The sequence below is a fragment of the Micromonospora sp. NPDC048170 genome (assembly GCF_040652795.1).
Classification (GTDB): domain Bacteria; phylum Actinomycetota; class Actinomycetes; order Mycobacteriales; family Micromonosporaceae; genus Micromonospora.
This window is the reverse complement of record NZ_JBEZMR010000001.1, coordinates 705,631-717,984: the sequence shown is the minus strand read 5'-3', so window position 1 is coordinate 717,984 and position 12,354 is coordinate 705,631. Positions and strand designations below refer to the sequence as shown.

The following is a 12,354-nucleotide window of genomic DNA, read 5'->3' as shown; positions in this document are numbered from 1 at the left end:
GCCGGTCTGTCGAGCTGGGTTGTTCCCGGTTCAGGTCACACTGGCGGCCCTGCCTGGTGGCCCTTCGGCAATCGATCCAGAACAGCGGGCCGTTGATGCCCTTGTGAACGTCGATGATTGCGTCGTCACCGAGCCAGAACCAGTACCACCGCGGCAGGCCACCATGAGCCCCCACCATGACAAGTTGGCCACAATCAGGCCGCAGGATTCCGGTGCTTCCGGCCGAAGTGCATCAGGGCAGGTACGCGAGCCCCATGAGACCTCGCGGAATGCCCAGCCTTTCGGCGATTCGTTCGAGCACGTCATAGGAGGTAACTCGTTGGCGCCCCTGGATCACCGCTCGGACCTGGTTCTCGGTCGTTCCGGTCGCCGCAGCGATCGTCGCCTGGCTCCATCCCCGTGATTTGAGGAAGCGGAATAGGGCGCCGATGTCGCGCTGACGGAGCAGGTCGGCAAGCGAGCGGCCCCCGAAGTTCCCGTCGATCCACCAGTTCGGATCAGCCTGGCTATGTGCCCGCCACACCGGGTACCCCGCAGACTGTGACTCGACCACAGCGGTGGTGGCACGGGTGTTCATGGCCATGGTGGTCAAGGCGCTCTCTCCTGAACGTGTGAGGTAATGCCAGCGCGTCAGCTTTTGCGAGCGGGCCGCTGGGATGACCAAGGTGCGCTTTCCCGGCGATCACCCTCGCCTCGCCATTCGATCGCTGATCGTGGGGATGCGGCCACCCCCGGTCAGGGACTGTCGCGGACGTCTCGGTGGGGTATAAACGTCCCTATGCGTCCCTCGCCAGGTCTCGACCTCTGATGCCGAACGAACGTCTGCGGGGAGCCGTGTCAGCAAAGGGGCTGACCACTGAGCGGTGCGCGGAGCTGCTTCGCGTCGACCCGAAGACGGTGGAGCGCTGGATCACCCGTGATCGCGTCCCGCACCGCGCACATCGCGTCGCGGCTGCAGATCTGTTGGGCGTAGACGAGACATACCTGTGGCCTTCGGTCGTGGACGATCCCAGGACGGTGTCCGCGGGGCGGGCCGAGATGGTCGAGTTCTATCCATCCCGGTCGGCGGTACCGCTGGAGCTATGGAGGTCGCTGATCCAGCAGGCGCGGGAGTCGGTCGACATCCTTGTCTACGCTGGGCTGTTCCTGCCTGAGCTCCACGACATCACCCAGCTCGGCGACCGGGCCCGCCGGGGCTGCCGGATACGGGTGCTACTGGCCGATCCGAACGGTGCTGCAGTACGCCGGCGCGGAGAGGAGGAGGGATTCGGGATTGGACTCGCCCACCGGGTGTTGCTGAGTCTGCGTTACTACGAGCCAATCTTGACCATCCCTGGCGTGCAGCTCCGGCTGCACGACACGACGTTGTACGCGTCCATCTTCCGAGTGGACGAAACCATGCTGGTTAACACCCACGTGTACGGATCCACTGCCGCCCACAACCCGGTGTTACATCTCCGGCGCGTACCTGGTGGCCGGGTCGTCGACCACTACCTCACCAGCTTCGACCGGGTCTGGACCCGGGCCAAGCCCACCTCGGACATCAATGCGGCGATAGCCGCGTTCGACGGGAGATGACGGATGCCACGCCGCGACTTCTTCAACGACCCTGACGCCCCCGAAACCAACAGCGTGGTGCCGTCGGTGGTCGCGGCGGTTCGTAACGAGCACGGCGATTTGTTGATGATCCACCGCACCGACAACAACCTGTGGGCTCTTCCTGGCGGTGGTCACGACATCGGTGAGTCGATCTCCGACACGGTAGTGCGGGAGGTGCGCGAGGAGACGGGCATTGAGGTGGAGGTCACGGGCCTGGTCGGCACGTACACCAACCCCCACCATGTGATGGCCTACGACGACGGTGAGGTGCGCCAGCAGTTCTCACTGTGCTTCACCGCCAGACCCGTCGGTGGGAATCTGACGACCTCCAGCGAGTCACATCAGGTCCGCTGGGTGGATCCCGCCGAACTCGACCAGTTGGACATCCACCCCTCAATGCGGCTGCGCATCGACCACGCCCTCGACGGTCGAACCGCGCCGTACATCGGCTGACGTCGGAGGGGCGTTTCCCGGTCCGGGGACGTCCCAAACCGTCTCGCCGAGCCGGTAGGGCGGCGGCCGGCTGTGCCGCTACGTTCGGAGGGTGTCTGACCTAACGGCCAACGCCAAGGACCTTGCTGCCGGTCTGCTCGGCTCCCCACAGATGGCCCGGCGCTGGGCCCACGTCCAAGGTGTCGGCCAGCGGGCCACGGAACTGACGAGCACGGTGGCGCCGGCCGATCGCGACCTGCTGGTGGCAGCCGCCTGGCTGCACGATGTCGGTTATGCGCCGGACCTCGTAGACACCGGCCTTCACTCACTCGACGGTGCCCGATACCTGCGACGTAACGGCTACCCGCTGCGGCTAGTCGGGCTGGTCGCCCATCACACCTGCGCCCGCATCGAAGCGGCCGAGCGCGGCCTAGCGGACCAACTCGCGGCCTTTCCGATCGAGGAGGGACCCCTGATGGACGCGCTCGTCACCGCCGACCTCACGGTCGGACCGCAGGGACAACGTCTCGATGTCGCCGAGCGTATCGAGGAAATCCTCCACCGGTATCCTCCGCAGAGCCCCGTTCACCGGGCGATCCAGCGAGCAGAGCCGCTTCTCATGGCGCACGTCCGCCGAACACTGGATCGGCTCGACGTCGACGAGCAACCCGCTCCATGACATTCGAAGTGAGACTGGTTGCCTCCAGCCCCATAACCGGCATCGCCGACGCCTGGAGGTGGAACGGCTGTCCCGGTGGCCCGGCTCTGACTATCCGACCGTCAAGCCGGCCCGAAAGGTCAGAGAATGCGCCACTGGACGAGTTCCTGGTCGCCCCGTCTGAGGGCACTGATGCGGCGAAGCACCTCGGCCCCGGCATTCGTGCCGGGACGGGACTTGCGGGCGTTAGTGGCGATCATCTGTAGTTCGCGGAGTTGGCACAACTCCCCGAAGCCGCGCCACGAGGTGACATCCCAGCCGTATGCGGCGGTGAAGTCAGCGAAGGCGGCAGGGCCCGGTGGGGTAAACCGGCGACAGTGCACAGCGACGGTGGCCAGGTCCCATTCCCGCGGACCGACGGCGGCACCGTCCCAGTCGGAAAGTACTGGCGTGCCGTCGAAGCGGCGCAGTGCGTTGCGGGTCTGGGGATCGGACTGGATCAGGCTCGCGCCCCGGGGAAAGCTCATCTCGCGCCAGCTGGTGGCAAGCGGTTCGAGACGTTTCAGCAGCAGGTGACGGTCCTCCGCGGTGAGGATCGTAGACCTTTGCACTGACCGCCGGATGTTGTCCACCGGCTCCAAGGTCGGCAGGCTCACCGGAGGAGCTGGCAGGGTGTGCAACTGCCGGAGCAGAGTGCCCAGCTCCGCCATGGTGACTGGAGTGTCGTTCGCTGGATCGAGCCGCTGCCAGACGGTCACGGCATGCTCGCCCACCAGCAGGGGTTGTGACAGGCGCGAGCTGAGGCCAACAGTCGGGAACCCCTGACCAACCAGCCACCGCACGACGGCCACCACGGCGGTCATTCGCTCTACGCCGAATTCCGCCGGAGCGATCTTGACCACCACGTCGCCGACCGCGTACACCGCGTTCGTGTGATGCCGGATCAGGACAGCGTCGGCGTCGGACAACTCCAGGCGACGACACACCTCGGCGAGCGCCGGACGTGTTCGCGCTTCGACGAACATGAGGCCCCTAGGGATCGAGCGCGGCAGTTCCGGCAGCAAGCGTACGGGCGCGCTCCCGGCAGGCTCGCACATAGTCCGTCAACTCGGTGGTCTCGCTGCCGCGATGTCTCGCCGGAATCGCCGAGACCACGTCGCTAGCCCTCGTCAGGACGATCTCCGTGCGCTGCGCCTCGGGCAGGGTGGCGATAGCGTCGAGCGCCGAAGCTGCGGCCTCTGCCGTTCGCCGGTTATGAACCAGGCACATCGATCGGTCAAGCGCGAGGAGAGCGGGATCAATCGGCACCGAAGGCGACGGCCCGTAGAGGCGCAGTGCCTCGTCCTGCACCTGGTAGGCCTCGCTCGTGTCGCCCAGCCAGGTACTCGCTCCAGAGAGGTAGAACAACATGCGCTTCATCGGAAAGCGGAAGGCCGTGTCACTGTCATCATCGCCGACCTGCTCGAACAACTGCCGGGCCTGGAGGATCGCCTGCCGCGCCTGCTCGGCCGACCCGAGCCGGGCCAGCGCCCGGGCGCGTCCCGCCGCAGCAAGCGCCGCCGAGGACGACGGCGTGGCGGTGACCGCCAGCGCTGCCTCCGCCAGAACGACCGTCTGCCAGGGGTCACCGAAGTAGTAGGGCAGCATCGCCGCCTGGGCGCGGACCAGCACCCGTAGCCGGCTGTCCGAGCTGTCATCTGCCGCGTGGATCGCTGTCCGATACCACAGGCGTGCCTCGCCGACGCTTCCGAGCCGCATGAGCGCGTCGGCACACATGGTCGCCAACAGAGCCGCCGTGCCGGAGAGCCGCGCCTGAACCGCCGCCGGCTGTCTACGCCAGGACAGAGTCTGCACCTCGACACACTCGGCGGCCAGCCGCGACAGCATCACCCCAGGCGGGGCTGCCGGATAGATCCGCATGTGCTCGCCGGCCGCTTCCTCAATCAGATCGAGTTGTCGCGGAGCGACGGTCGATGAGGCGAGCGCCTCGTCCAGCCCGGTACGAAGCCGGGCGAGCGCGGTGATCACTTCATCGGGCCGGCCTCCTGCTGGTCGCCCGACTGGTGGGAAGTCCGCTGAACCTTCCACCTCCCGGTCAATCGAGGGCCTCGCACCCGTCCCGTCCTGGCCCAAGCCCATCCAGACTCGGGGAACACCTAGTCCGACCGCGATGCGTTCCAGGACGTCGTAAGCCGTTACCTGACGCTTGCCCTTGGTGATCTCGGCGGCTCGATTCGGGGACACGCCGACCAACGCGGCGATGGTGCCGTAGGAGACCCCACGGGCATGCAGGAATCGGAACGTGGCGGCGACGTCACGGCGCTCCAGGAAATCGCGGATCGGTCGACCCTCCCAGACACCCGACGTCCACCAAGACGGATCGACCTGGACGCCCACGACAACCTCCCGCCGAACTGAACGGCCCTGATCGATATGTCATCACTTAATGTCGCTGGCGACAAGTCGGTTCGGCGCCTTACTGAAAGCGCCGGTGCCTCAAATGATCCTCGCCGCAGCGGTGACCGCTACCCCATCGTGGCCCCCCACCATGGGGGTCGACAGCGAGCCCTGTTTTCGAGAGACTTGAGCGGCTCCCGCCGATGGACAAGGAGCGGCATGGTGAGACGTGTTGCATCAGACTGGTGCCGAGGCAATTCCCAGAACTGTCAGGCTTAATTCCGCGGGTCGCCCAGCTTAACTGCGCGAGGGGACCGCCGGCGTAAGGCAACGGCTACCGCGACCGCGCAATCTCGCCGGCCGCCTGCGGCACCCACGTCGGGGTGAAACTGCCGATCCTTAGAGATCGACGCAAGCAAGGGGTCTGGTTGTCAGGCAGGCCTCGTCGGAGGCCCGAGGAGTTCCGCCGACCACGATGCATGCGGGACTTGGTCCACGATTCGAAGGCAGGTTCGGATGCCTATAGCGACGCCCAAGACCAAGCTGGAGATGGATGAGGTAGCCAGGCTGGCTGCTCGTTATGGGGTACCAGTCGAGGATGCTGTGCTGATCGCGCTGAACCTATACGGAATCTCCTCGGATAACTGTCAGCACCGAGCTCGAGTGGGCGTAACAATTGCCTCGATGTCGAGGGTTTCATGGAAGGTGATCGTGCCGCTGAACGCGGCAGGGTCGCCGTTCCGTCTTGTGGATCACGATCTGCACTTGGGACAGCAGTGTATTGGTACTGTCCAGCGGATCGATGCCGACGAGGCGGTTGGAGGCTACTTCCGCGATGGCGGCAGGGCCGCGACGTTGAACCCGAACGCCCGAAGCCGCTGTGTTGGCTGCGCGTTCTGCCCGAACACGCTGGAAGCCGCCGCCGACCCACGTCTCTCGGAGGAGCGGGAGCTCACCGAACTGCTCGTGGCGATGGTTGAGCAGCACCCGCGCCGGAACTTGAGCGAACTCCGCGAGGTGACTGTCTCGACCGGGTGCTTCGAGCGGGAAGACGCCGCCGTTGCTCATCTGGTAGGCCTGCGGACCGCGCTCGACCTGCAGGGTATCGACGCCCGGATCGGCTTCCTGACGTCGGTCATCCAGTCAGACATCGCCTTTGCCGATCTCGCCGCTCGCGTCGCGCCGTTCGTGCTGCGGTTGACCGCAGAGTGCTTCACCCGGCGTGACCTGCTGTTAAAGACGAGTAAGGCACGGCTCCGGCGGGCCGACATGCCCGACCTGCTCCGTCGGGCCAGCCAGGCGGGACTCGGCACCTCGTTCACCTACATCGTGGGCCTCGACCCGCTCACCGAACTGCGGGCCGGTGTGGCCGCACTCGGCGAACACGTGACCGAGTTTCCCAACTTCCAGGTGTATCAGGCCCACAACTCGATCATGGCGGGTTTGCGGACGCCGGGCGCCGAGCAGCTGGAGTTCTATCTGCAAGCCAGGGCATCGATCGAACAGATTCTGGGTGGACGTGGGTTGCGGCCGCAGGCGTGGGAGTGCTACCGGCCGTTGTGGTACTTCACCTTTGCTGGTGAACGACTGGTGAGAGTCTGAAGTGTCGGTGGATCTCGCCCATCTTGCGGATGCCCTTTGGCGGGCGCTCACGTACCTTTCGGTTGCGCAGCTTCACCTTCGGTCGAACGTGCTCGCTGTCGACTGCCTTGACGAGTCCGACGTTAAGCCGCGTCCGGCAGGTCATTGGGGCACAGTACCCGGCACGGCATGGGTGCTAGCGCATGCCGGGCTCGCCGCAGGCTGCGGCATCGGTGTGCAGTTAGTTCCAGTTCTGGGCGCCGGCCATGCTGGTGTCGTCCAGCGTGCATTGGCCTGGATGACCGGCGACATCGCCAAGATGGATCCACGGTACGGGCGCGACGCTGATGGGCTGGCGGCGCTGGCTTCGGCGTTTCCGGACGGAGACGCGCTCGGCTCGGAGGTACATCCCGAGTTGCCGGCCGGTGCGTATATGGGCGGGTGGCTCGGCGGCGCGTTCGCCTTCGCCCAGGGCATGGCGCTGGACCACCCGAACCGGGTCGTCGTGCCGATCATCGGTGACGGTGAATGCGAGACGCCATCCGCGGCTGCGTCCTGGCTAGCACACCGCGCGCTATCCGACAGCAAGGTGCTACCGGTCGTTCATCTCAACGGCCATCGAATGGGCGGCCCGTCGCTGCTGGGTGGCATGAGCGACGAGGAGGTGAGCGCTTACGCACGCGGTCTGGGCTGGGAGCCGGTCGTCGTAGAAGTTGGAACAGGCGGCGGGTTGGACGAGCATGCCGAGTTCCACCGTGTCCTCGTGTCCGGCGTCGAGGCAACCGCCAACGGAGCACAGCGTGTGGTGTTCCTACGCTGCGTGAAGGGCTGGTCCGGCCCCATTGGGGAGCACAAGACACCGTTCACCAACCTCATTGGCGATCCCTGTCAGATGGCGGCGCTGCGTGCCTGGCTGTCGTCCTACCGGCCCAGCGAACTCTTCGACGCCGACGCGCATCCCCTTGGTGCGCTCGCGTCCGCGCTGGATCTCATTGACGTTGGCAGCGTAGTACCGGACGCCCCGCCGTTGCCTCCGCCGGCACCGGCAACGGGCCGGGGTTTCGCAACGGAGGTAACCGCGGTTCTGCGGGCGCACGCCGCAACCGGCGACCTCAAGGTCTTCAGCCCGGACGAACTGCGGTCGAACCGGCTCGGAGACCTGCGGGACGAAGCTTGGGCGCATGAGGTGCTTGCTGAGGAAGTGCTCCTCGGCTGGGTTGCCGGGTGGACGGCGACAGGCCATCGCGGCCTGATTATCTCGTACGAGGCATTCGCTCCGCTGTTGCTGACCGGACTGGTCGGGCAGCTCAAGCAACGGCGGCTAATCAAGCATGCCTTGCCGAGCATCAACCTGCTGTTGACCTCGTATGGCTGGCACAACGTGTACAGCCACGGAGACCCTTCCCTGATCACGGCGCTGTTAGGGACGGGCGACCCGGCCGTACGCGTTTTCACACCCGCCGACTCAGGCCGGGTCGCTGTCGCGCTCGATGAGGCGTTGCGGTCAACAGGGCGCGTCAACGTCATCGTCGCTGGCAAGCACACCACCATGACCCACCCCCGGGAGACGATCGATGAGGAGCGTCACTGCGGCTTGGCGGTCTGGCGCCACCTGAGCGACCCAGGCGAGCCAGACCTGACGCTGGTGTGCGCCGGCGATCTGGCCGCGGCAGTGGTCACGGACGCCGTGGTGGGGATCCGCAGCTGCTCTGGCTGTCGGATCCGGGTGGTCAACGTCCACGACCTGACGGCGCTTGCAGACCCGGACCTGCATCACTATTTCGGAACTCACGCCGCCGTCCTCATCGTGACGCTCGGGCACCCGGCCGCGATCTGGGGGCTGCTCGGCGGTCGGCTGAACCGCGACGTCGACGTGATCGGCTGGACCGAGCCACCGATCCCGATGCCACAGGAGAGGTTGGCGGCGCACGCCGGGTTCGATGTCGCCGGCGTTACCTCGGCGTCCGAGGCACTGCTAGCCAAGCGGAAGCGCTGATGGTAGCCAGGATTGCCGCTGTCCGCGTCGTCACCACCGAAGCCGGGTTGGGCGAGGACGCCACGTTCGTTGCCCTTCACGCGGCCGGGGCAATCGGCTGGTACGGGCCGGTGACGGCGGAGATTGGACGGTACGTGGAGGCTGTCCTGGCGCTGCCAGCCCTCGGCGAGCCGGTGTACGACCATCCGAGACTTCATGCGGCCCTGTGTAGGGCGATCCGGGCCGACACCAGCGTGGTGGCATCGTGGGCCGTCGGTGCAGTGGATTGCGCTGCTTGGGACCTGCATAGCCAACTTGCCCAAGTCCCTATCGCTGACCTGCTTGCAGCGACACCGCAGCGGCGGGTGTCGCTCTACGCCTCATGGCTGAGCCTCGACGTAACAAATGGCATACCCGTCGCGGCTGTCGAGCGCGTCAACCGCGAGGGATGGCAATTTACGAAGTGGGGCTTGCGCAAGAATCCAGCAACCGACGACCGCACGGCGGAGGCCGTCCGGCTTGCTGCGACGGCACGGGCCATGGAGGCAGCGCTTAGGCAGGAAGCCGCATTCGACGCCGTCTTCACCTGGGATCCCGAATTCGCCTTCCTGTTCCTCGATGAGCTGGACCCAGCTTCGGTGCGCTGGCTGGAGGACCCACTACCACAATGTGATCTTAAAAGGTATGAGGCATTGGCGATGAGCATCCCGTTGGCCGTCGGCGAACGGCTTCTCTTGCATGCCGATGCTGCGGCGATTCTCCGACTCAAGCTACAGGCGTTCACACTTGACGTGGTGGCGTGCGGCGGACTCACACGCGCGGTCGACCTGGTGACCGCGGCGCAAATGCTCGGTGTGCCGGTCTACCCGCACGGCCGCTCTTTTGTTCCGGCCGTTCACCTCGCCGCTGCCTATCCGGACGCGATCGCCGCAGTCGAGTACCGGTTGCAGTGGGAACCGGTTCGGCAGCAGAGGTATGCACAGCCTTGGCTGCCCGCACACGGAGTGATCACCGTTCCCAGGTCTCCGGGCTTGGGCGCCACGCCGAGGAGCTGCTGATGCCCGAAACCATTCAGCGCCTACCCATCACCGGGACCGTCGCAGCGGACTCGAACGGCACGTTGCTCGTGCTGTCCGAACGACTCGACGGACACGACACCTTCCTGACAGGCCAGCTCCAACTCCCCGACGCTCGGCCGGTACAGGTGCAGATCTTGAGCTTCGACGACGTTACCGTCCTGCGCCTGCGCGACCCATCGCACGCACCTCCCGCCGGACCGTGGGCCGGCATCCTGCACCTACCGCACGGCTGGCGCACCCGGTCGATACCCGACGACCTGGTGAACGCAGTCCGTGCCGCGCGCCGTGACCTAACCGTCCTAGACGAGGCCGAGCGCCGCTACGCGCTCACATTCCTCGCCGAGGCAAGCAACCCGGCGATCCGGCAGGCCAGAATCGACGCGATTGTCACTGCCCTGCCAGCAGTGGATAGTGCCTCGTGACACGGCTACTGCTAAGCATCGATGTCGGTGGGACCCTTTGCCAGCTCGAAGGACCCACACTGGCCACGATCTTGGCGAAGGCTTCGCCGCTCAGGCCCGACGACGCGCGCTCGGTCATCCGCCAGCAGCTGTACACCCGAGCCTCGATCGATGCCGCAGTCATTGCGGAGGTCTGCGATGCGCTTCAGATCCCCGTGAGCGCCTTCCCGACACCCACCAAGTCGCCGCCGGCGCAGCTGCTGCCAGGGGCAGGAGCTGCGCTGCGGACTATGAGGCGGCACGCCACCATCGTCACGTTGTCGAATGCGAGCTGTCTGGAGGCCGATACTGACCGTTTGCGAACCCTGCTGTCTCCGTGGGTGATCGAGTACTTCCCCTCCTGTCGGACCGGCTACGCCAAACCCGATCCAGCCGCTTTCCATTGCGTGGCCACCGCGTGCCAAAGCAGCCCTGCGAATATGGTGCACATCGGCGACGACTGGGATTGCGACGTCATCGGTGCCCGAACTGCCGGGATAACCGTCATCTGGGTGTCGAACGGACGACCAGTACCCCAGCCCGAACGGCTCGACGACGTTGGCCTGCTCGTGGCAGCTGATCTCACCGCCGCCAGCCAGCATCTCACCGAACTCGCTACACGGAGATGATCATGAGTCTGTTTCACGGAACCGTCGGCTTCTACCGGCAGTACCGGCCCGGCATCCCGGCGACCGTGGCCGACGTGTTGGATGCCGCGGTCCCTACCGGTGAGCCGCGGCGCCTACTCGACGTAGGCACCGGCACCGGCCTCGTGGTGGAGGCTCTGCTTGGCCGTTTCGATGACATCATCGCCATCGACAACGATCCAGATATGCTCGCCGCTGCCGAAGACGCGCTCCGCCCGCAGCTACCCGCCGACGCTCAGCTGCGGCTGCAGGAGGTCACGGCGGAGGAGTTCACGCCACCGGCGGGATGGCAGGCCGAACTGGTGACGATCTGCCGAGCGTTCCACTGGCTCGACCAGGCCGCGATCCTGACCCAATTGGACGCGCAGGTCAGTCCGGACGGCGCGGTCGCGATCTTCGGCGACAACAGTTTCTGGACCGCTACCAGCGACTGGAAGGCCGCAATCCGCGCGGTCATCCAGGACTTCCTCGGCGAGCAGCGTCGCGCTGGCGAACGCACGTTCCAGCATCACAACCGCCCGTACAGCGAGATCATGCGTGAGTCGCCGTTCAGCCAGGTCGAGGAGCACACTGTGCCCGTCAACCGGACCTGGACCGCCGACAGCATCCTCGGGTACCTGCACTCCACCTCGTTCGCCGCGCCACAACTGTTTGGCGACCGACTCGGCGAGTTCGACAGCGCTGTCCGTGCCACCCTTGCCCGATACAGCGACACCGACACCTTCGCCGAGGACAACGAGTTCCTCATCCGCATCGGCCGGCGAGATCGGGCATGAACCGTTGGTACGGATCGCTCCCGGCGCCGGAGATCGCCACGCAGCTAACTGAGAGATCTGTCCTGTGTCTGCCGATCGGCTCATATGAACAGCACGGCCCGCACTTGCCCCTGCACACCGACACCGTCATCGCCACGCAGTTCACCAACCGCCTCATCGACCGCTACGGCAACCAACACGACCTCTGGGCGCTCCCCGCGCTGCCGTACGGCCTATCCATGGAGCATTCGTGGGCGCTCGGCACCGTCTCCCTCAGGATCGGCGCACTTGCGACCTTGCTCAATGCCATCGTTGGTGAGTTCGCGCGAGCCACCCCAGCCCGTCGGCTGCTCATCGTCAACGGGCACGGCGGCAACCGCGGCGTACTCGAGGCAGTTGGTTACGAACTGCAGGCCACGCATCAGGTGCGGGTCTGCATCATCCACCCCAGCTCACTCTCCACCGCACATGCGACGTCGACCCCGCCGGAGATTCACGCCGGCGTGAAAGAAACCAGCATCATGCTGACCCTCGCCCCCAACGACGTGCACCTGAATCGACTACCCGAGACGTTCGCCGCCGACCCAGCCCACCGCGACGAAACCCAGCGACTCATCCGCGACCGCGGAACCACGTGGCCGTGGAGTTCGGGCGACGACCGCATCGCCAGCCTCGGCATCATTGGCGGTGACCCACGGCTGGCCTCCGCCGAACTGGGGGAAGCCATCATCACCAGCGCCCTGGACGCATCCGATCAGGTTCTACAACATCTGTAGTCCGTCAATGATGGG

The 12,354-nt window shown here is 65.9% G+C and carries 13 protein-coding genes; 10 read left to right on the top strand and 3 right to left on the bottom strand.

Annotation, left to right across the window (positions count from 1 at the left end):
- Positions 1-232 precede the first annotated feature (232 nt).
- A complete protein-coding gene (locus tag AB0D32_RS03250; protein WP_357084218.1) occupies positions 233-583 on the bottom strand; it encodes a helix-turn-helix domain-containing protein in 351 nt (116 codons plus the stop codon).
- Between the two features lie 224 nt (positions 584-807).
- On the opposite strand from AB0D32_RS03250, the gene AB0D32_RS03245 reads away from it, so the two are divergent.
- The 3 genes from AB0D32_RS03245 to AB0D32_RS03235 all read left to right on the top strand — a co-directional run bounded on the left by AB0D32_RS03245 (position 808) and on the right by AB0D32_RS03235 (position 2,710).
- Positions 808-1,578 (top strand): XRE family transcriptional regulator, encoded by a 771-nt coding sequence (locus AB0D32_RS03245; protein WP_357084017.1) that lies wholly within the window; start codon positions 808-810, stop codon positions 1,576-1,578.
- A gap of 3 nt (positions 1,579-1,581) precedes the next feature.
- On the top strand, positions 1,582-2,052 hold the full coding sequence (locus AB0D32_RS03240; RefSeq protein WP_357084014.1) for an NUDIX domain-containing protein: 471 nt from the start codon (positions 1,582-1,584) through the stop codon (positions 2,050-2,052).
- 91 nt (positions 2,053-2,143) lie between these two features.
- Entirely contained in the window at positions 2,144-2,710 is a 567-nt protein-coding gene (locus AB0D32_RS03235) for an HD domain-containing protein (RefSeq protein ID WP_357084011.1), read from the top strand.
- Between the two features lie 119 nt (positions 2,711-2,829).
- On the opposite strand, the gene AB0D32_RS03230 is transcribed toward AB0D32_RS03235, so the two are convergent.
- Together AB0D32_RS03230 and AB0D32_RS03225 are read right to left on the bottom strand one after the other, a co-directional pair.
- Positions 2,830-3,714, bottom strand: a complete 885-nt coding sequence (locus AB0D32_RS03230) for a phosphotransferase (RefSeq protein WP_357084008.1) — start codon at positions 3,712-3,714, stop codon at positions 2,830-2,832.
- A 7-nt stretch (positions 3,715-3,721) separates the two neighbouring features.
- Complete coding sequence (locus tag AB0D32_RS03225; protein WP_357084005.1) at positions 3,722-5,086, bottom strand: hypothetical protein; 1,365 nt, start codon at positions 5,084-5,086, stop codon at positions 3,722-3,724.
- Between the two features lie 705 nt (positions 5,087-5,791).
- On the opposite strand from AB0D32_RS03225, the gene AB0D32_RS03220 reads away from it, so the two are divergent.
- The 7 genes from AB0D32_RS03220 to AB0D32_RS03190 are packed head-to-tail and all read left to right on the top strand — an operon-like array spanning position 5,792 to position 12,339.
- Complete coding sequence (locus tag AB0D32_RS03220) at positions 5,792-6,688, top strand: hypothetical protein (RefSeq protein ID WP_357084002.1); 897 nt, start codon at positions 5,792-5,794, stop codon at positions 6,686-6,688.
- A 1-nt stretch (position 6,689) separates the two neighbouring features.
- Positions 6,690-8,663: a hypothetical protein gene (locus AB0D32_RS03215; protein WP_357083999.1), complete on the top strand. Its 1,974-nt coding sequence runs from the start codon at positions 6,690-6,692 to the stop codon at positions 8,661-8,663.
- Complete coding sequence (locus AB0D32_RS03210) at positions 8,663-9,700, top strand: enolase C-terminal domain-like protein (protein WP_357083996.1); 1,038 nt, start codon at positions 8,663-8,665, stop codon at positions 9,698-9,700. Before AB0D32_RS03215 ends, AB0D32_RS03210 begins: the two co-directional genes overlap by 1 nt.
- On the top strand, positions 9,700-10,143 hold the full coding sequence (locus AB0D32_RS03205; RefSeq protein WP_357083993.1) for a hypothetical protein: 444 nt from the start codon (positions 9,700-9,702) through the stop codon (positions 10,141-10,143). Before AB0D32_RS03210 ends, AB0D32_RS03205 begins: the two co-directional genes overlap by 1 nt.
- Positions 10,140-10,790, top strand: a complete 651-nt coding sequence (locus tag AB0D32_RS03200) for an HAD hydrolase-like protein (RefSeq protein ID WP_357083990.1) — start codon at positions 10,140-10,142, stop codon at positions 10,788-10,790. The genes AB0D32_RS03205 and AB0D32_RS03200 overlap by 4 nt, the downstream gene beginning before the upstream one ends.
- Positions 10,787-11,584 (top strand): methyltransferase domain-containing protein, encoded by a 798-nt coding sequence (locus AB0D32_RS03195; protein ID WP_357083986.1) that lies wholly within the window; start codon positions 10,787-10,789, stop codon positions 11,582-11,584. The genes AB0D32_RS03200 and AB0D32_RS03195 overlap by 4 nt, the downstream gene beginning before the upstream one ends.
- A complete protein-coding gene (locus AB0D32_RS03190) occupies positions 11,581-12,339 on the top strand; it encodes a creatininase family protein (RefSeq protein WP_357083982.1) in 759 nt (252 codons plus the stop codon). Before AB0D32_RS03195 ends, AB0D32_RS03190 begins: the two co-directional genes overlap by 4 nt.
- Positions 12,340-12,354: the final 15 nt, after the last annotated feature.